This is a genomic window from Cellulomonas sp. Root485 (assembly GCF_001426705.1).
Taxonomy (GTDB): domain Bacteria; phylum Actinomycetota; class Actinomycetes; order Actinomycetales; family Cellulomonadaceae; genus Cellulomonas.
In genome coordinates this window covers 176978-195117 of record NZ_LMFC01000005.1, presented here as the reverse complement: position 1 = coordinate 195117, position 18140 = coordinate 176978, and the positions used below count along the sequence as shown (strand labels likewise).

18 protein-coding genes are annotated in these 18140 nt (G+C 71.4%); 12 read left to right on the top strand and 6 right to left on the bottom strand.

What is annotated here, in order from left to right:
• The first annotated feature begins 23 nt into the window (after positions 1-23).
• The 7 genes from rpsB to ASD16_RS20285 all read left to right on the top strand — a co-directional run bounded on the left by rpsB (position 24) and on the right by ASD16_RS20285 (position 5997).
• On the top strand, positions 24-1049 hold the full coding sequence (rpsB, locus tag ASD16_RS20315) for a 30S ribosomal protein S2 (RefSeq protein ID WP_055922253.1): 1026 nt from the start codon (positions 24-26) through the stop codon (positions 1047-1049).
• 109 nt (positions 1050-1158) lie between these two features.
• Entirely contained in the window at positions 1159-2004 is an 846-nt protein-coding gene (tsf, locus tag ASD16_RS20310; RefSeq protein WP_055922250.1) for a translation elongation factor Ts, read from the top strand.
• An 84-nt stretch (positions 2005-2088) separates the two neighbouring features.
• Positions 2089-2832, top strand: coding sequence for a UMP kinase (pyrH, locus tag ASD16_RS20305; protein WP_055922247.1), 744 nt, complete (start codon positions 2089-2091; stop codon positions 2830-2832).
• Between the two features lie 54 nt (positions 2833-2886).
• Complete coding sequence (frr, locus tag ASD16_RS20300) at positions 2887-3444, top strand: ribosome recycling factor (RefSeq protein ID WP_055922244.1); 558 nt, start codon at positions 2887-2889, stop codon at positions 3442-3444.
• Positions 3444-4286, top strand: coding sequence for a phosphatidate cytidylyltransferase (locus tag ASD16_RS20295; RefSeq protein ID WP_055922241.1), 843 nt, complete (start codon positions 3444-3446; stop codon positions 4284-4286). The genes frr and ASD16_RS20295 overlap by 1 nt, the downstream gene beginning before the upstream one ends.
• Positions 4287-4318: 32 nt before the next feature.
• Positions 4319-5446: a 23S rRNA (adenine(2503)-C(2))-methyltransferase RlmN gene (rlmN, locus tag ASD16_RS20290; protein WP_055922238.1), complete on the top strand. Its 1128-nt coding sequence runs from the start codon at positions 4319-4321 to the stop codon at positions 5444-5446.
• A complete protein-coding gene (locus ASD16_RS20285) occupies positions 5443-5997 on the top strand; it encodes a DivIVA domain-containing protein (protein WP_055922234.1) in 555 nt (184 codons plus the stop codon). The genes rlmN and ASD16_RS20285 overlap by 4 nt, the downstream gene beginning before the upstream one ends.
• 58 nt (positions 5998-6055) lie before the next feature.
• Here ASD16_RS20285 and ASD16_RS20280 read toward each other — a convergent pair whose 3' ends face one another.
• The 3 genes from ASD16_RS20280 to ASD16_RS20270 all read right to left on the bottom strand — a co-directional run bounded on the left by ASD16_RS20280 (position 6056) and on the right by ASD16_RS20270 (position 8597).
• Entirely contained in the window at positions 6056-6871 is an 816-nt protein-coding gene (locus ASD16_RS20280) for an ABC transporter permease (RefSeq protein ID WP_055922231.1), read from the bottom strand.
• Positions 6868-7854 carry an ATP-binding cassette domain-containing protein gene (locus tag ASD16_RS20275; protein ID WP_055922228.1) on the bottom strand — a complete coding sequence of 329 codons (987 nt, stop codon included), beginning with the start codon at positions 7852-7854 and terminating at the stop codon, positions 6868-6870. The genes ASD16_RS20280 and ASD16_RS20275 overlap by 4 nt, the downstream gene beginning before the upstream one ends.
• 65 nt (positions 7855-7919) lie before the next feature.
• Positions 7920-8597 carry a PadR family transcriptional regulator gene (locus tag ASD16_RS20270; protein WP_055922225.1) on the bottom strand — a complete coding sequence of 226 codons (678 nt, stop codon included), beginning with the start codon at positions 8595-8597 and terminating at the stop codon, positions 7920-7922.
• A gap of 39 nt (positions 8598-8636) precedes the next feature.
• On the opposite strand from ASD16_RS20270, the gene dxr reads away from it, so the two are divergent.
• A complete protein-coding gene (dxr, locus tag ASD16_RS20265; protein ID WP_200943019.1) occupies positions 8637-9794 on the top strand; it encodes a 1-deoxy-D-xylulose-5-phosphate reductoisomerase in 1158 nt (385 codons plus the stop codon).
• 4 nt (positions 9795-9798) lie between these two features.
• Here dxr and ASD16_RS20260 read toward each other — a convergent pair whose 3' ends face one another.
• The 3 genes from ASD16_RS20260 to ASD16_RS20250 are packed head-to-tail and all read right to left on the bottom strand — an operon-like array spanning position 9799 to position 13000.
• Positions 9799-11154 carry an FAD-binding oxidoreductase gene (locus ASD16_RS20260; protein WP_235523463.1) on the bottom strand — a complete coding sequence of 452 codons (1356 nt, stop codon included), beginning with the start codon at positions 11152-11154 and terminating at the stop codon, positions 9799-9801.
• A complete protein-coding gene (locus tag ASD16_RS20255) occupies positions 11151-12527 on the bottom strand; it encodes an aspartate aminotransferase family protein (protein ID WP_055922217.1) in 1377 nt (458 codons plus the stop codon). Before ASD16_RS20255 ends, ASD16_RS20260 begins: the two co-directional genes overlap by 4 nt.
• Complete coding sequence (locus ASD16_RS20250) at positions 12524-13000, bottom strand: Lrp/AsnC family transcriptional regulator (protein WP_055922212.1); 477 nt, start codon at positions 12998-13000, stop codon at positions 12524-12526. The genes ASD16_RS20255 and ASD16_RS20250 overlap by 4 nt, the downstream gene beginning before the upstream one ends.
• Positions 13001-13175: 175 nt before the next feature.
• Here ASD16_RS20250 and ASD16_RS20245 point away from each other — a divergent pair, with 175 nt between their 5' ends.
• From ASD16_RS20245 to ASD16_RS20230, 4 genes are all read left to right on the top strand, one after another.
• Positions 13176-14621, top strand: a complete 1446-nt coding sequence (locus ASD16_RS20245) for a gamma-aminobutyraldehyde dehydrogenase (protein WP_055922208.1) — start codon at positions 13176-13178, stop codon at positions 14619-14621.
• Positions 14622-14773: 152 nt separating this feature from the next.
• The gene (locus tag ASD16_RS20240; RefSeq protein ID WP_055922205.1) at positions 14774-16000 is read left to right on the top strand and encodes a PotD/PotF family extracellular solute-binding protein; all 1227 of its coding nucleotides are present in this window, start codon (positions 14774-14776) and stop codon (positions 15998-16000) included.
• A complete protein-coding gene (locus tag ASD16_RS20235; protein ID WP_055922202.1) occupies positions 15997-17172 on the top strand; it encodes an ABC transporter ATP-binding protein in 1176 nt (391 codons plus the stop codon). Before ASD16_RS20240 ends, ASD16_RS20235 begins: the two co-directional genes overlap by 4 nt.
• Positions 17169-18089, top strand: a complete 921-nt coding sequence (locus ASD16_RS20230; RefSeq protein ID WP_055922199.1) for an ABC transporter permease — start codon at positions 17169-17171, stop codon at positions 18087-18089. Before ASD16_RS20235 ends, ASD16_RS20230 begins: the two co-directional genes overlap by 4 nt.
• Positions 18090-18140: the final 51 nt, after the last annotated feature.

The following is an 18140-nucleotide window of genomic DNA, read 5'->3' as shown; positions in this document are numbered from 1 at the left end:
GGTGCGCGCCGGAAGGACGTGCCATGGCCGTCGTGACCATGCGCCAGCTGCTCGAGAGCGGTGTCCACTTCGGACACCAGACCCGCCGCTGGAACCCCAAGATGAAGCGCTTCATCTTCACCGAGCGCAACGGCATCTACATCGTCGACCTGCAGCAGTCGCTGTCGTACATCGACAACGCCTACGACTTCGTGAGCCAGACCGTCGCGCACGGCGGCACCATCCTCTTCGTCGGCACCAAGAAGCAGGCGCAGGAGCCGGTCGCGGACCAGGCCGCTCGCGTCGGCATGCCGTACGTCAACCAGCGCTGGCTCGGTGGCATGCTCACCAACTTCAGCACGGTGCACAAGCGTCTCCAGCGCCTCAAGGAGCTCGAGCAGATCGACTTCGACGACGTGGCGGGCTCGAACCTCACGAAGAAGGAGCTGCTCGTCCTGCGCCGCGAGAAGGACAAGCTGGCCAAGACGCTCGGTGGCATCCGTGACATGGCCAAGGTTCCCTCGGCCGTGTGGATCGTCGACACGAACAAGGAGCACCTCGCCGTCAACGAGGCGCGCAAGCTCGGCATCCCCGTCGTCGCCATCCTGGACACCAACTGCGACCCCGACGTCGTCGACTACCCGATCCCGGGCAACGACGACGCGATCCGCGCCGTCCAGCTGCTGACCCGCGTCATCGCGGACGCTGCTGCCGACGGTCTGCTGAAGCGTCACTCCGGTCGCACCGCGGCCGCCGAGGGTGCTCCGGCCGACGCCGAGCCGCTGGCCGAGTGGGAGCGCGAGCTGCTCGCCGGCGCCGAGGCCGACCTCGCCGGTGCCGAGGTCGCGGCCGACGCGACCGAGGCCGTCGCCGAGGCGAAGACCGAGATCGCCGAGGAGGTCGTCGCCGAGGAGGCCGCGACCGAGGCTGTCGCCGAGGAGGTCGTCGCCGAGGCTGTGGCCGAGGAGGTCGTCGCCGAGGCTGTGGCCGAGGAGGTCGTCGCCGAGGAGGCCGCGGCCGAGGTTGCCGCCGACGAGGCCGCCGCCGAGGGCGACGCCGACTCCAAGTGATCCTGCCGGTGCCGGTGGTCCCTCGACGGGGCCGCCGGCACCGCGGCACGTCACCGGACCGTTGCGGTCCCGCATCAACGTCACGACACACGAGGAACGGACACGACTGATGGCGAACTACTCGCTCGCAGACATCAAGGCGCTGCGCGAGAAGACCGGTGCCGGAATGATGGACGTCAAGAAGGCGCTCGAGGAGGCTGAGGGCGACACCGACAAGGCGCTCGAGCTCATCCGCGTCAAGGGCCTCAAGGGCGTCGGCAAGCGCGAGGGCCGCTCGGCGTCGGACGGCCTCGTCGCCGCCCACGTCGGCCCGACGGCTGACGGCGAGGGCCAGACGGGCGTGCTCGTCGAGGTCAACTCGGAGACGGACTTCGTCGCGAAGAGCCCGAACTTCGTCGCGCTGGCCGCCCGCGTCCTCGCGGCCGCGGTCGACTCCCCGGCCCGCGACGCGGACGCGCTGCTGGCCACCGAGGTCGACGGCCAGAGCGTCCAGACGATCGTCGACGAGACCGCCGCCACCCTGGGTGAGCGCGTGGTCGTGCGCCGCCTGGCCCGCGTGGCCGGCGAGCACGTCGAGGTCTACCTGCACAAGGTCAGCAAGGACCTGCCCCCGCAGGTCGGCGTGCTCGTCGCGACCGACGCTGCCGGCGCCGGCGTGGCCCGGGACATCGCGACGCACATCGCGGCGTTCTCGCCCACGTACCTCACGCGCGAGGAGGTCTCGGCCGACGTCGTCGCGAACGAGCGCCACATCGCCGAGGAGACGGCCCGCAACGAGGGCAAGCCCGAGGCAGCACTGCCGAAGATCATCGAGGGCCGCCTCAACGGCTTCTTCAAGGAGAACGTGCTGCTCGAGCAGGCGTTCGCCAAGGACAACAAGAAGACGGTCGCGCAGGTCCTCGCCGAGGCCGGCGGCACGCTGACGGGCTTCGTCCGTTACCGCGTGGGAGCCTGACCTCAGGTGATCGACGGTGGCCCCGGCCCTGCGGGGTCGGGGCCACCGTCGCAACCAGCCCGATCCAACTCTCGTGGAGGCACCGTGACCCTGGACCCCGAGTCGACCCGCGGAGCGGTGCCGGACCGGCGCGTCCTGCTCAAGCTGTCCGGCGAGACGTTCGGTGGCGGTGACGTGGGCCTCGCGGCGGACGTCGTGCAGCGCGTCGCCGCCGAGATCGCCGTCGCGGTCCGGGCGGGTGTGCAGGTGGCGATCGTCGTGGGCGGTGGCAACTTCTTCCGTGGCGCCGAGCTCTCGCAGCGCGGTCTCGACCGGGCGCGCGCCGACTACATGGGCATGCTCGGCACGGTCATGAACTGCCTGGCGCTCCAGGACTTCCTCGAGCAGGCCGGCGTGAGCACGCGCGTGCAGACCGCGATCGCGATGGGCCAGGTTGCCGAGCCGTACATCCCGCTGCGGGCCATCCGGCACCTGGAGAAGGGCCGCGTCGTCATCTTCGGCGCCGGCGCCGGCATGCCGTACTTCTCGACGGACACCGTGAGCGTGCAGCGCGCCCTCGAGACGCACTGCCACGAGGTCCTCATGGGCAAGAACGGCGTCGACGGCGTGTACTCCGCGGACCCGCGGACCAACCCCGACGCGGTGAAGCTGGACCACCTGACGTACACGGACGCCCTGGTGAACGACCTGGGCGTGATGGACGGCTCGGCCCTCAGCCTCTGCCGTGACAACGACGTGCGGATGCGCGTCTTCGGGCTCGAGGAGGCCGGCAACGTCACGCGGGCGCTCCGGGGTGAGAAGATCGGCACGCTGATCACGGCCAGCTGACCGGCCTGAGCGCACGACCCTGCACGAACACGACGCACGCACGAAGGAGCTCCGGTGATCGACGAGACCCTCTTCGAGGCTGAAGAGAAGATGGACAAGGCCGTCGAGGTCGCCAAGGAGGACTTCTCGACGATCCGCACCGGTCGGGCCAACGCCGCGATGTTCTCCAAGGTGTTCGTCGACTACTACGGCAGCCCGACGCCCCTGCAGCAGCTGGCGTCGTTCAACGTCACCGAGGCGCGCACGATCCTCGTCTCGCCGTTCGACAAGTCGTCGACCACCGCGATCGAGAAGGCGCTGCGCGACTCCGACCTCGGCGTGAACCCGACCAACGACGGCAACGTCATCCGCATCGTCCTGCCCGCCCTCACGCAGGAGCGCCGCAAGGACTTCGTCAAGCTCGCCAAGACCAAGGCGGAGGACGCCCGCATCTCGGTGCGCAACGTCCGGCGCCGGGCCAAGGAGGAGCTGGACCGCATCGTCAAGGACGGTGAGGCCGGCGAGGACGAGGTCGGTCGTGCGGAGAAGGAGCTCGAGTCCTTGACGAAGAAGCACGTGGACCTCATCGACCACCTGCTCGCGTCCAAGGAGAACGAGCTCCTCGAGGTCTGATGAGCCAGACTGCCATCGCCGCCACCCGGACCCCCCGCCCCGGTCGTGACCTCCCGGTCGCGATCGTCGTCGGCGTCGCCATGCTCGTGGCGGTGGTCGCGTCGCTGTTCATCCGCAAGGAAGCCTTCGCGGTCGTCGCCGTCCTGGCGGTCAGCGCGGGGCTCTGGGAGCTGGCGCAGGCGTTCACGCGCCGCAACATCCACCTGCCGCTCCTCCCGCTGCTGGTCGGCGCGATCGGCATCCTCGTGTCGGCGTACACGGCGGGACCGGAGGCGCTGTTCGTCGCGTTCATGCTGACCGTCGGCGGTGTCGTCGTGTGGCGCGTGCTCGACGGGAGCGGCCAGCCGGCCCTGCGGGACGCGACCGCGGGTGCGTTCGCGGCGGCGTACCTGCCCTTCCTCGGCGGGTTCGTCATGCTCATGCTCGCCGAGCCGGACGGCGCCGCCCGCGTGATGCTCTTCATCCTCCTGTGCGTCGCCAGCGACGTCGGCGGCTACACGGTGGGCGTCCTGCTCGGCAGGCACCCGCTCGCGCCGTCGGTGAGCCCGAAGAAGACCTGGGAGGGTCTGGCCGGCTCGATGGTCCTGGCGTGCGTCGTGGGCGTGGTGGGTGTGCAGCTCGCGTTCGACGGGGAGCCGCTGGTCGGCGTCATCCTCGGCCTGGCCACCGTCGTGACCGCCACGCTCGGGGACCTCGCCGAGTCGATGCTCAAGCGCGACCTCGAGCTCAAGGACATGGGCCGGCTGGTGCCGGGCCACGGCGGCCTGCTGGACCGGCTCGACTCGCTCGTCCTGACCGCCCCCGCCGTGTACGTGGTCCTCACGGTGTTCCAGCCCGCCTGACCCGCCCTAGTCCGAGAGGGGGTACCTGGCCCATGACCGGTACACCCGTGCGCCTCGACCTGTCCTCGCCCAGCCGGGGACCTCGGGGCAAGCCGCCCAAGCACTTCGTCGACCTCACGCCCGAGCAGCGGGTCGACGCCGTCACCGAGCTCGGCGAGAAGCCGTTCCGCGCCAAGCAGCTGGCGACGCACTACTTCACGCACCTGACCAACGACCCCGCGCAGATGACCGACCTGCCGAAGGCGACGCGAGACAAGCTGGTCGAGGGTCTCTTCCCGCAGCTCCTCACGCCGCACCGCACGCAGACGGCGGACCAGGGCACCACGGTCAAGACGCTGTGGCACCTGTTCGACGGCGCCAAGGTCGAGTCCGTCCTCATGCGGTACGCCAACCGCACCACACTGTGCGTCTCGAGCCAGGCAGGGTGCGGGCTGGCGTGCTCGTTCTGCGCGACGGGCCAGCTCGGCCTGACGCGGAACCTGTCCACGGCGGAGATCGTCGAGCAGGTCCGTGCGGCGGCCCGCTCGCTGGCCGACGGTGAGGTGCCGGGCGGCCCGACCCGCCTGAGCAACGTGGTGTTCATGGGCATGGGGGAGCCGCTCGCCAACTACAAGTCGGTGATGGAGACGGTTCGGCGCCTGGTGGCCCCGGCGCCTGACGGTCTCGGCATGTCGGCGCGGAACGTGACGGTGTCGACCGTCGGGATGGTGCCGGCGATGGACCGCCTCGCCAAGGAGGGCATCCCGGTGACCCTCGCGCTGTCGCTGCACGCACCGGACGACGAGCTGCGCAGCGAGCTGGTGCCGGTGAACACGCGCTGGAGCGTCGACGAGGCGATCGACTCCGCCCACCGCTACTTCGAGGTCACCGGCCGGCGTGTCTCCATCGAGTACGCGCTCATCCGGGACATCAACGACCACGCCTGGCGCGCGGACCTCCTGGGCGAGAAGCTCAACGCGCGCGGCCGCGGCTGGGTGCACTGCAACCCGATCCCGCTGAACCCGACGCCGGGCTCGAAGTGGACCGCGAGCGATCCCCGGGTCGAGCAGGAGTTCGTGGCACGCTTGCGTGCGCACGGGATCCCGACCACGATCCGGGACACGCGCGGCAGCGAGATCGACGGCGCCTGCGGACAGCTGGCAGCAGAGGAGGACGAGTGAGCGACGGGATGTTCCGGACCGTCTCGGGCCTGAAGCAGGGGTACGACCCGGACGAGGTCGACGACTTCTTCGCCCACGCACGAGCCGTCTACGAGCAGGGTCCGGCGCAGGCGCTGGCCAGCAAGGATGTTCGCGGCGTCGCGTTCGACATGGTGCGTGGCGGGTACGTGACCGCGGCGGTCGACGCGGCGCTCGACCGGCTGGAGGCCGCGTTCGTGGCCCGGTCCCGCGCGGAGTACATCGCGACCCGCGGCCAGCAGGGCTGGATGGACCACCTGAGCGAGCAGGCCCGCACGCTGTACGGGCGCCTGGGCCGTCCCGACGGCGACCGGTTCGCGCCGCCCGACGGCCGTCAGCAGGGCTACGAGCCGGCCGACGTCGACGACCTGTGCCAGCGCCTCGTCGCCTATTTCGACAAGGGCACGCCGCTGTCGGCCGCCGAGGTCCGGTCCGCGACGTTCCGCCGCCGCAAGGGCCACAACGCGTACGCCGAGGGCCCGGTCGACGCCTTCCTGTCGCGCGCGGTCGAGGTGCTTCTCGGCGTCGAGTAGGTGCAGACCTCACGACGGCCGCGCTCCCGCCGGGGGCGCGGCCGTCGTCGTCTGTCGCTCAGCCGTCCTCGCGCTTGAACGTGCGGGAGCCGAACCAGAGGCCGACGGCCGCGAGCACGATCGTCAGCGCGGAGCCCCACAGCGCGGTGGCGCTGCCGATGTCGCCGTCGAACTGGGCGCGGATGCCCGAGACGACGTGCTTGATCGGGTTGAGGTTGGACAACGTGTTGAGCCAGGCGGGCGCCGAGGCGGCCGTGATGGGCAGCAGGATCCCGGACAGCAGCAGCAGCGGCAGGGCGACGCCGTTCATCAGGGGCGCCAGCGCGTCCTCGCTCTTGAGCGTCAGCGCCACGGCGTAGGACGCCGAGGCGAACGCGGCGGCGAGCAGGGCGGCGGTGACGATGCCGAGCACGATGCCCCAGAAGGGTGCCTCGAGCCCGAAGAGGAACGCCACGGACACCAGGACGACACCTTGCACGGCGACGACGATGACGTCGCGCAGCACCCGGCCGACCACGAGGGCGGAGCGGGGTGCGGGGCTGACGCGCTCGGCCTCGATGACCCCGTCGCGCCACTCGCCGATGAGCCCGAAGCCGACGAACAGCGCTCCGAACATGCCGAGCTGCACCAGCAGGCCCGGGACGAAGAGCTGGTAGGCGTTCGTCGCGCCCAGCTGCGGGGCGAGCGGCTCGAGCAGCGGGCCGAACAGCGAGAGGTACAGCACCGGCTGGAGCAGGCCCATGACGGCCCAGACCGGGTTGCGCAGCGAGATCCGCATGGCGCGGCGGAAGACGGTGAGCGCGTCGCGGACGAACGTGCTCCGACCGCTCTGCTCGTCGGTGAACGTGGGCGGGGTGGCGGTGGTGGCGGTCATGCTGCGGCTCCTTCGGAGGACCGCGCCGGGCTCTCGCCGTCACGAAGGGACCGGCCGGTGAGCGTGAGGAAGACGTCGTCGAGGGTGGGTCGGCGCAGCTCGACGCCGGCCAGCTCGATGCCCTCGGCGTCGAGCGAGCGCAGCAGGCCCGCGAGGAGCGTGCGACCGGCCGGGACACGCACCTCGACGAGGTGGCCGTCGACGGTGGGGACGTCCGCGCCGGGGAGCTGAGCGGCGATCGCGGCGATCCGGGCGACGTCGGACTGCTGCGCGGCGCTGAGCAGGACCGCGTCGCCGCTGACCCGCTGCTTGAGCTCCTCGGGCGACCCCTGGGCGACGATCTGGCCGTGGTCGATGACGAGGATGCGGTCGCACAGGGCGTCGGCCTCGTCGAGGTAGTGCGTGGTGAGGAACACGGTGCTGCCGCGCTCGTCTCGCAGGCCGCGCACGTGGGTCCACAGGTTGGCGCGTGCCTGCGGGTCGAGTCCGGTGGTGGGCTCGTCGAGGAACACGAGCCGCGGCGTGTGGATCAGGCCCGTGACGATGTCGAGCCTGCGGCGCTGGCCGCCGGACAGGGACGAGCACTTGCGGTCCCAGAGGCCGTCGAGCTCGAGCTGCTCGAACAGGGTGCGGCCGCGGGAGGTGGCGACGGAGCGCTCGACGCCGTAGAGCAGGGCGTGGTCGACGACCTCCTCGCCGGCGCGAGCCTCGCCCGAGGTGGAGCCGGACTGGGCGACGTAGCCGATGCGGCGGCGGACGGCGCCGGGGTCGCGGCGCAGGTCGGCGCCGGCCACGGTCGCCTCGCCGCGCGTGGGGCGCAGGAGGGTGGTGAGCATCCGGAGGGTGGTCGTCTTGCCGGCGCCGTTGGGGCCGAGGAAGCCGACGATCTCTCCGGCCTCGACGTCGAGGTCCACGCCGCGTACGGCGTCGACGTCTCCTCGTCGGGTCTTGTAGGTGCGGGCCAGGCCGCGGGCGTGGATCATGCGGGGTCTCCTTCGAGTGGAGACCCCAGTATTCAAGATGGACTATTACTCGTCAACCTTGACTATTACGTGTCTCCCTCGGCCATCGCGATGACGACGCCCGGACCGACTCCCGCGGCGCGGGCGATCTCGATCTGCTCGGGCGTCGGTGTCCACAGCGGCGGCTCGTCCTGGAACGCATAAGCACCGCCCGCGAGCCGGTCGAGGTAGTCCCGGGCCCACTCCAGCTCGCCCCGGACCCTCGCGCTGATCAGGCGCGGGACCTCCGTCGCGGTGTTCGGGGTGTCCTTCGCGTCGAGGATCTGCTCGATCTGCGTGGCGAGGACCGCGAGGTAGTCCTCCAGCAGACCGACGCGCGTCCGGACCGTCTGCACGACCTCGTCGCGGGGGAGGGTGAACGCCATGTTCACGGCGGTGAGGAAGAGCGTCGGATCGTCCACCGTGAGCAGGCCGGCACGGACCAGCGTCAGGAACTCGTCCTCGCCCGCATCGGTGAGCCGGTAGGTGGTGCGCGGCGGTCGGGGGCCGGCGGCGGCGACGCCGACCTCCTCCAGCAACCCGGAGCGCGTGAGGGACTTGAGCGCGTTGTAGATCGACCCCGGGTGCACGTGCGCCCACTGGTCGACCTCCCAGCTCACCAGCTCCCGGCGCAGGAAGTAGCCGTGCACGGGCTGGAAGATCCGCACGCAGCCGAGCACGAGCAGGCGCGTCGAGGACCCCTGGGGCGTCGCAGGAGCGGGCATGCGGCGATCCTGCCACGGGCGATGCACGAAGATGGGAGCGTGACACAGCGCAGCGTCGTCCTCCTCGGGTCCACCGGGTCCATCGGTACGCAGGCCGTCGACGTCATCACCCGCAACCCCGACCGGTTCACCGTGACGGGGCTGTCCGCGGGTGGTGGGGACGTCGACCTGCTCGCCAGACAGGCCCGGGAGCTGGGGGTGTCGACGGTCGCGGTCGCCGACCCTCGGGCGGAGGCGGCCCTGCGCGACGCCCTGCCCGGGGTCGAGGTGCTGGTCGGCCCGCAGGCGTCGACCGACCTGGCTGGTCGCGGCGCCGACGTCGTGCTCAACGGCGTCACGGGCTCCGTCGGGCTGGGTCCGACGCTCGCCGCGCTGAGGGCGGGCAGCACGCTCGCGCTGGCCAACAAGGAGTCGCTCGTCGTCGGCGGCCGGCTGGTGCACGCCGCGCGGCAGCGCCCCGACCAGATCGTGCCGGTCGACTCCGAGCACTCGGCCATCGCGCAGGCGCTGCGCGGCGGCACCCATCCCGAGGTCCGGCGGTTGATCCTCACCGCCTCCGGGGGACCGTTCCGCGGCTGGTCGCACGACGACGTCAAGGCGGTCACCCCGCAGCAGGCGCTCGCGCACCCGACGTGGTCGATGGGCCCCGTGGTGACGATCAACTCCTCGACGCTGATGAACAAGGGCCTGGAGCTGATCGAGGCGCACCTGCTGTTCGACGTGCCCGTCGCGGACATCACCGTGGTGGTGCACCCGCAGTCGGTGGTGCACTCGATGGTCGAGTTCGTCGACGGTTCCACGCTGGCGCAGGCGTCGCCGCCGGACATGCGACTCCCCATCGCACTCGGGCTGTCCTGGCCGGACCGGGTGCCGCAGGTCGCGCCGCCGTGCGACTGGACGCAGGCCACGGCGTGGACCTTCGAGCCTCTGGACGAGGAGGTGTTCGCGGCCGTCCGGCTGGCGCGCGAGGCCGTGGCGGCGTCCGCGACGCACCCGGCGGTCTACAACGCGGCGAACGAGGAGTGCGTCGAGGCGTTCCTGGCCAACCGGATCGGGTTCCTCGACATCGTGTCCACGGTCGAGCGGGTGCTCGGGGAGCATGACGGCACCAGGCCGGACGGACTGAGCCTCGACGCGGTCCTGGCTGCCGAGCTCTGGGCCCGTGCCCGGGCGCAGGAGATCCTGGCGCGCGCCTGACGGGTCAGTGTCCGAGGACCTGGCTCAGCAGTCCGCCCAGCCGGCTGGTGTGACCGGTCCGGGCCTCGGTGCGGTCCACCCACGCGGTCGCCCGCCGCGTCGCCGTGATGCCGGCCCAACGCACGGGCTCCGGTTCCCAGGCGGGGGAGCGGTGGTCGACCCACGGCAACCGGACGAGGGGGCTGTCAGAGCCTGTGATCAGGTCCGCGAGCGTCCGGCCTGCGAGGTTGGTGAGCGCGACGCCGTCGCCGACGTACCCGCCCGCCCAGGCGATCCCGGTCTCGGCGTCGAGCCCGACGGACGGGTGCCAGTCCCGGGGCACCCCGAGCGGACCGCCCCAGTGGTGGGTGATCTCGGCCCGGTCGAGCACCGGGAACAGGTCCACGAGCGCGTGCTGCAGGTGCGCGGCGGTGGCGTCGACCTGGTCGTACGCCGGCCGGATCGCGGAGCCCAGGTGGTACGGCGCTCCGCGCCCGCCGAACGCGAGCCGGTCGTCGGTGGTGCGCTGGCCGTAGATGGTGAGGTGCCGCGCGTCGGCGAACGTCTGCGCGCGGTCCAGCCCGATCTGCGCCCAGACCTCCGGTGGCAGCGGCTCGGTGGCGATCATGTGCGAGTACACCGGGGCGACGTCGCGGTGCGACCCGGGGAGCTGTGCGGTCCAGGCCTCCGTCGCGCGGACCACCCAGCGGGCGCGCACGATGCCGTGGTCGGTGACGACCGCGCGGGGCGACAGGCGCTGGGCGCGCGTGCCCTCGGCCAGCCGGGCACCGCGCGACAGGACGACGTCCAGCAGACCGCGGACCAGGAGGGCGGGCTGGACCCGGGCGCAGTCGGGCGTGAACGAGCCGCCGACAGCACCGTCCGCGCGGACGTGCTCGGCGACCCCGTCGGCGTCGAGCAGGTGCGACTCGTCGCCCCACCTGGTGTCGGCGGCGACGTCGTCGGCGACGCGTTCCAGCTGCGGGCGGTTGCGGGCGACCGTGACGGTGCCGCCGAAGGCGAACCCGCAGTCGATCAGCTCGGCCGCGGCGACCCCGCCGACCTCGACGACGGTGTCGCGCATCGCGGCACGCATCGCCATCGCGGCGTCGCGACCGTGCCGACGCGCCAGCTCGTCCGCCGAGACCGGCAGGAGGGCGGAGCACCAGCCGCCGTTGCGTCCGCTCGCGCCGAAGCCTGCGACCTGCGCCTCGACGAGCAGCACGTCGAGCGACGGGTCCGCCTCGAGCAGGTAGTACGCGGTCCAGAGCCCGGTCAGGCCCGCCCCGACGATGACGACGTCGGCCTGGGCGTCCCCGTCGAGCGGGTCGTGCGCCGTGCGCGCCTCGACCTGGTCGGACCAGAGCGACCGTCCCGTCACAGACGCGCCCAGGCCTCGGTGAGCACGCTGCGCAGGATGCTCGTGATCTCGTCGAACTCGGCCTGCCCGCACGTCAGCGGCGGAGCGAGCTGGATCACCGGGTCGCCGCGGTCGTCGGCGCGACAGTACAGCCCGGCCTCGAACAGGGCGCCCGACAGGAACCCGCGCAGGAGCCGTTCGCTCTCGTCGTCGTCGAACGTCTCCCGCGTGACCTTGTCCTTGACCAGCTCGATCCCGTAGAAGAACCCCTCGCCTCGGACGTCGCCGACGATCGGCAGGTCCAGCAGGCTCTCGAGGGTGCGTCGGAACGCGGGGGCCGACTCCTTGACATGGGTGGTGATGCCCTCGCGCTCGAACAGGTCCAGGTTCGCGTTGGCGACCGCCGCGGACACCGGGTGACCGCCGAACGTGTAGCCGTGCGCGAACGACGCGTTGCCCGTCGCGAACGGCTCGTACAGCTTGTCGGAGGCGATCAGGGCGCCGATGGGGGAGTACCCCGACGTCATGCCCTTCGCGCACGTGATCATGTCCGGGACGTAGCCGAAGTCGTCGCACGCGAAGATCGACCCGATCCGGCCGAACGCGCAGATGACCTCGTCGGAGACCAGGAGCACGTCGTACTGGTCGCAGATCTCCCGCACCCGCTCGAAGTACCCCGGGGGTGGCGGGAAGCAGCCGCCGGCGTTCTGCACGGGCTCCAGGAAGACCGCCGCGACGGTGTCCGGGCCCTCCATCTCGATGGCGTCGCCGATGCGGTCCGCAGCCCACCGCCCGAACGCCTTGGGGTCGTCGCGCAGGTGGTCGGGCGCCCGGTACTCGTTGGTGTTCGGGACCTTGTGCGCGCCGGGGACCAGCGGCTCGAACTGCGCCTTGAGCGTCGGCAGGCCGGTGATCGACAGCGCTCCGTGCGTCGTGCCGTGGTAGGCGATGGACCGCGAGATCACCTTGTACTTGTTCGGCTTGCCGGTGAGCTTGAAGTAGTTCTTCGCCAGCTTCCAGGCGGTCTCGACGGCCTCGCCGCCGCCGGTGGTGAAGAAGACGTGGTTGAGGTCGCCCGGGGCGTAGGCCGCCAGCCGCTCCGCCAGGTCGATGGCCTGCGGGTGCGCGTAGGACCACAGCGGGAAGAACGCGAGCTTCTCCGCCTGGGCGCGTCCCGCCTCCGCGAGCTCGGTGCGACCGTGCCCGGCCTGCACCACGAACAGCCCCGAGAGCCCGTCGATGTACCGGCGGCCCCGGTCGTCCCAGATGTGGTGGCCCTCGCCGCGCACGATCGTCGGGACGCCGTCCGCCCACGCGCTCTGCCGCGTGAAGTGGCCCCACAGGTGCGCTCGGGCCGCCTCGGAACGGTCGGTCCCAGCGGGTGTCAGGCTCATCGGGTCCCCCAGTTGTAGAGCTGCTTGCGCAGCTTCAGGTAGACGAACGTCTCGGTGGTCCGCACCCCGGGGAGCGAGCGGATCTTCTGGTTGAGCACCTCGAGCAGGTGGTCGTCGTCCTCGCAGACGACCTCACACAGCAGGTCGAAGCCGCCGGCGGTGATCACGACGTAGTCGACCTCGGTCATCGCGGCGAGCGCGTCCGCGACCAGCGACAGGTCGCCCTCGCACTTCAGGCCGATCATCGCCTGCCGCGAGAAGCCCACCTGGAGCGGGTCGGTCACCGCGACGATCTGCATCACGCCGGAGTCCGTGAGGCGCTGGACGCGCTGGCGCACGGCGGCCTCGGACAGCCCGATGGCCTTGCCGATGGTGGCGTACGGCCGCCGACCGTCCTCCTGGAGCTGTTCGACGATCGCCTTGGAGACGTCGTCGAGTGCCGGGTGCCCCGGTGCTGGTCTGCGTGTGCCCACCCGCCGATGGTGGTGTGCCCCGGGCCTCAGCGCAAGGGAATCCGTCGTGACAGGCCGCAGGAACTTCTGATTCCGGCGTCCGCGGGCGCCCGATTGGCCGAATGCACCGTCCAGGGCTCCCGCGCGGACGCGCAGCGGCGTAGCGTGCGGCGCACCGACTGTGAGGAGAGCACCCGTGAGCCAGACCACCGAGCTGATCGAGCTGCGCAACGTGATCGGGGGCGCCGAGCGGCCCGCCGCGGACGGTCGCACCACCTCGGTGATCGACCCGTCCACAGGGCAGGAGTACGCCCGAGCGCCACTGTCCGCGGCGGAGGACGTCGACGCGGCGTACGGCGCAGCGTCGGAGGCGTTCACCACGTGGGGCCGCACGACCCCGGCCGAACGCCAGCTCGCGCTGCTGCGCCTGGCCGACGCGATCGAGCAGCGTGCCGACGAGTTCGTCGCCGTCGAGTCCCGCAACACCGGCAAGCCGCTGCACCTGACCGCCACCGACGAGGTGCCGCCCTGCGTCGACCAGCTGCGGTTCTTCGCCGGCGCCGCGCGCGTGCTCGACGGGCTGAGCGCGGGGGAGTACATGGCAGGTCACACCTCCTGGGTGCGACGCGAGCCCGTCGGCGTCGTCGGTCAGGTGACGCCCTGGAACTACCCGCTGATGATGGCGATCTGGAAGGTCGCCCCGGCCCTCGCCGCCGGCAACACGATCGTCCTCAAGCCGTCCGACACGACGCCCGCCTCCACGCTGCTGCTCGCGCAGGTGGCCAACGAGGTGCTCCCGCCGGGCGTGCTGAACGTCGTGTGCGGTGACCGCGACACCGGCCGGGCCCTCGTCTCCCACCAGCGCCCCGACATGGTGGCCATCACCGGGTCGGTGCGGGCCGGCTCGCAGGTGGCTGCGGCCGCGGCCGCCAACGTCAAGCGCGTCCACCTGGAGCTGGGCGGCAAGGCGCCGGTGATCGTGTTCGCCGACGCGGACCTGGCCGCCGCCGCCGAGGGCATCGCGGGCGCCGGGTACTACAACGCGGGTCAGGACTGCACGGCCGCCACCCGCGTGCTGGTGCACGCGTCCGTGCACGACGACTTCGTCGCGGCCCTCGCCGAGGCGGCGAGGGGCCAGCGCACCGGCGTGCCGTCCGACCCGGAGGTCGCGTTCGGCCCGGTGAACAACGCGCTGCAGCTGGAGCGGGTGACCGGCTTCCTCGACCGGCTCCCCGACCACGCGTCGGTCCTGGCCGGCGGCCACCGGGTCGGGGACGTCGGGTACTTCGTCGAGGCGACCGTCGTGGCAGGGCTGAAGCAGGACGACGAGGCCGTGCAGGACGAGATCTTCGGGCCGGTCATCACGGTGCAGACGTTCACCGACGAGGACGAGGCGATCACGCTGGCGAACGGCGTGAGGTACGGGCTGTCCAGCTCGGTGTGGACGCAGAACCACGGCCGGGCGCTGCGGGTGTCCCGCGCGCTGGACTTCGGGGTGGTCTGGATCAACACCCACATCCCCTTCGTGGCGGAGATGCCGCACGGCGGTTTCAAGCACTCCGGGTACGGCAAGGACCTGTCGATGTACGGGTTCGAGGACTACACCCGCATCAAGCACGTGATGTCTGCTTTCGACGCGTAAGGCGACGGATCCAGGAGCCGTATGTTCCATCCGTGCAACATTTTCGTTGCGGACGGGTTCTGATTCGACGGATTCCTTGCTGGACAGCCGTCCGTTTGCGAAGATCCAGCGACCCGCCGTGCACAGCGGCGCCCGTCGGCACTAGGAGCCCCATGAGCACCCACCGTCGCCCCGCCCCCGCCGACCCCCGGGTCCGGGCGCTCGTCGCCCAGGCTGCGCACCGCGGCGGGATGTCCCGGCGGTCGTTCCTCGTCGGTGCCCTGGGCACCGCGGGCGCCGGCGCGCTGCTCGCGGCGTGCGGCACCGGGTCCCCGTCCTCGTCCGCGTCGTCCGCGCAGGACCTCTCCGACAGCGACAAGATCGTGCGCTGGGCCAACTGGACGCAGTACCTCGACCAGGACGAGGAGGGGACCAGCTACCCCTCGCTGCAGGCGTTCGAGGAGCAGTCGGGGCTGAAGGCCACCTACGCCGAGGACATCGACGACAACGACGCGTTCTTCGGCAAGGTCTCCGGGCAGCTCAAGAACGGCCAGGACATCGGCTACGACATCGTCACGCTCACCGACTGGATGGCCGCACGGATGATCCGCCTGGGCTACACCCAGGCGCTCGACAAGTCCCGCATCCCGAACGCCGACAACATCCTGTCCGGCCTGGCGAACGTCGACTTCGACCCGGGCCGCTCGCACTCCCTCACGTGGCAGTCCGGCTTCGCCGGCCTGGCGTGGGACAAGGAGAAGGTGCCGGGCGGCCTGCACACCCTCTCGGACCTGTGGGCTCCCGAGCTGGCGGGCCGCGTCGAGGTCCTCTCCGAGATGCGCGACACGATGGGCCTGATCATGCTCGACCAGGGCGTCGACCCGTCGGGCGACTGGAGCGACAGCGACTTCTACACGGCGCTCGACGTGCTCAAGGAGAAGATCGACTCGGGCCACATCCGGCAGGTCCGCGGCAACGCCTACACGCAGGACCTGGCCTCGGGCGACGCGATCGCCGTCATCGGCTGGTCGGGCGACATCACCTCGCTCAACTACGAGGCGGACGACAAGTTCGAGTTCGCCATCCCGGAGGCCGGCGGGACGCTCTGGAGCGACAACCTGATGGTGCCGGTCGGCTCCCCGCACCTGGGGAACGCCGAGGAGCTCATGAACTACTACTACGACCCCGAGGTCGCCGCGCAGGTGGCCGCCTGGGTCAACTACATCACGCCGGTGCAGGGGGCCCAGGAGGCGATGATGGCGATCGACCCCGAGCTCGCCGAGAACCCGATGATCTTCCCGACCGACGAGATCCTGTCCAAGGTCAGCGTGTTCCGGACGCTCAGCCCGGACGAGGAGGAGCGCTACAACGGCGAGTTCCTCACCGTGATCGGCGCATGACGAGCACGAGCACGGCGCCCGCCGGCACGGCGGACGCGACGGGCGGTGCCGCGCTCGAGCTCACCGGTGTGACCAAGGCGTTCGGACAGTTCGTCGCGGTCGACGACCTCACCCTGGCGGTCCCGTCGGGGTCGTTCTTCGCCCTCCTCGGCCCGTCCGGGTGCGGCAAGACGACGACCTTGCGGATGGTGGCCGGCCTGGAGCAGCCCAGCGCGGGGACCATCACGCTCGGTGGCCAGGACGTGACCGGCACCCGGGCACACCAGCGTCCCGTGAACACCGTGTTCCAGAGCTATGCGCTGTTCCCGCACCTCACGGTCGGCGAGAACGTGGCGTTCGGGCTGAAGCGCTCGCGGGCGAAGGACGTCGCCGCGCGGGTGGCCGACGGCCTCGACCTGGTCGAGCTGGGACACCTCGCCGACCGCAAGCCCTCGCAGCTCTCCGGGGGGCAGCAGCAGCGGGTGGCCCTGGCCCGGGCGCTGGTGAACCGCCCCGCGCTGCTCCTCCTGGACGAGCCGCTGGGGGCGCTCGACCTCAAGCTCCGCCGCCAGATGCAGCTCGAGCTCAAGCGCATCCAGACCGAGGTGGGCCTCACGTTCGTGCACGTCACGCACGACCAGGAGGAGGCCATGACGATGGCCGACACGGTCGCCGTGATGAACCACGGGCGGATCGAGCAGCTGGGCTCGCCGGCCGACCTGTACGAGCTGCCGCGGACCGCGTTCGTCGCCAACTTCCTGGGCCAGTCCAACCTCGTCGCCGGCACGGTCACCGAGCGGCTGACGAAGCGTGGCCTGCTCGGGGTCGACGTGCGCGGGACGCGCGTCCTGGTCCCGACGGAGCGTGCGGTGAGCTCGGACGGCGCGGTGCTCGTCGGGGCACGGCCGGAGAAGATGCGGCTGCTCGTCGGTGACCAGGCGCCGGGTCGCGGCGACAACGTGCTCGGTCCCGGGACCGTCACCGACGTCTCGTTCATGGGCGTGAGCACGCAGTACCAGGTGGAGATCCCGGGCCTCGGGACGTTCGGCGTCTTCGCGCAGAACCTGCTGGGCGGTGCCACGGTCACCGTCGGGACGTCCGTGCGGCTCGCCTGGGCGGTCGACTTCACGTTCGGGCTGGACGGTGCGCAGGCCCGCGACGACGGCGCGGTCGACCTGGACGACGAGCCGTGAGCATCACGGCCGCGCTCGGCGACAGCGTCGCGGGAGTCTCCGCCGAGCCCCCGCGCCGCCGCGCCCGTCGGGCCCACCTGTTCCTCCTCGGACCGGGCGTGGTCTACCTGCTCCTGTTCTTCGTGGTGCCGGTCGGCGCGCTGCTGGCGACGTCCCTGTACGTGCCGGTTCCCGGCGGGGACGTGGGGGAGTACCAGCCTGCGTTCCACTGGCAGAACTACGTCGACTCGCTCACGCAGTTCTGGCCGGCGCTCCTGCGCTCCTTCTGGTTCGCGTTCCTGGCCACCGTCGCCGCGCTGGTCATCGGCTACCCGATGGCGTACGTCATCGCGGTGCGCGCGCGGGGGCGCAGACTCCTCCAGGGGCTGCTGCTGGTGCTGGTCGTGGCGCCGTTCTTCACCAGCTTCATCCTGCGCACCATCGCGTGGAAGCAGATCCTCGCCGACGACGCCTTCGTCGTGACGGCCCTGCACTTCCTGCACCTGCTGCCGGCCGACGCCCGGCTGACCGCGACGCCGTTCGCGGTGGTCAGCGGCCTGACGTACAACTTCCTGCCCTTCATGGTGCTGCCCATCTTCGCGGCCCTGGAGCGGCTGGACTCCCGGCTGCTCGAGGCCGGTGCGGACCTGTACGCGTCCCCCGCCACGACGTTCCGCACGGTCACCTGGCCGCTGTCCATGCCCGGGGTCGTCGCCGGGACCCTGCTCGTGTTCATCCCGGCCGCCGGCGACTACGTGAACGCGTCGCTGCTGGGGAACAACACGAACACGACGATGATCGGGCAGGTCATCGACGCCCGGTTCTTCAAGGTGCTCGACTACCCGACGGCCGCGTCCTTGTCGGTCGTGCTGATGGTGGCGATCCTGGTGCTGGTGGGCGTGTACGTCCGGCGTTCGGGGACGGAGGACCTCCTGTGACGGCGGTCCTGGACCGGACCTCGGAGACCGCGACGGTCTCGCGGCCAGGTC

What these genes read in the sequence shown, in the direction of transcription:
- rpsB (WP_055922253.1), top strand. Translation starts at nt 24, where the DNA reads ATGGCCGTCGTGACCATGCGCCAGCTGCTCGAGAGCGGTGTCCACTTC.
- tsf (WP_055922250.1), top strand. Translation starts at nt 1,159, where the DNA reads ATGGCGAACTACTCGCTCGCAGACATCAAGGCGCTGCGCGAGAAGACC.
- ASD16_RS20295 (WP_055922241.1), top strand. Translation starts at nt 3,444, where the DNA reads ATGAGCCAGACTGCCATCGCCGCCACCCGGACCCCCCGCCCCGGTCGT.
- rlmN (WP_055922238.1), top strand. Translation starts at nt 4,319, where the DNA reads ATGACCGGTACACCCGTGCGCCTCGACCTGTCCTCGCCCAGCCGGGGA.
- ASD16_RS20280 (WP_055922231.1), bottom strand. Translation starts at nt 6,871, where the DNA reads ATGACCGCCACCACCGCCACCCCGCCCACGTTCACCGACGAGCAGAGC.
- ASD16_RS20275 (WP_055922228.1), bottom strand. Translation starts at nt 7,854, where the DNA reads ATGATCCACGCCCGCGGCCTGGCCCGCACCTACAAGACCCGACGAGGA.
- ASD16_RS20270 (WP_055922225.1), bottom strand. Translation starts at nt 8,597, where the DNA reads ATGCCCGCTCCTGCGACGCCCCAGGGGTCCTCGACGCGCCTGCTCGTG.
- ASD16_RS20255 (WP_055922217.1), bottom strand. Translation starts at nt 12,527, where the DNA reads ATGAGCCTGACACCCGCTGGGACCGACCGTTCCGAGGCGGCCCGAGCG.
- ASD16_RS20240 (WP_055922205.1), top strand. Translation starts at nt 14,774, where the DNA reads ATGAGCACCCACCGTCGCCCCGCCCCCGCCGACCCCCGGGTCCGGGCG.
- ASD16_RS20235 (WP_055922202.1), top strand. Translation starts at nt 15,997, where the DNA reads ATGACGAGCACGAGCACGGCGCCCGCCGGCACGGCGGACGCGACGGGC.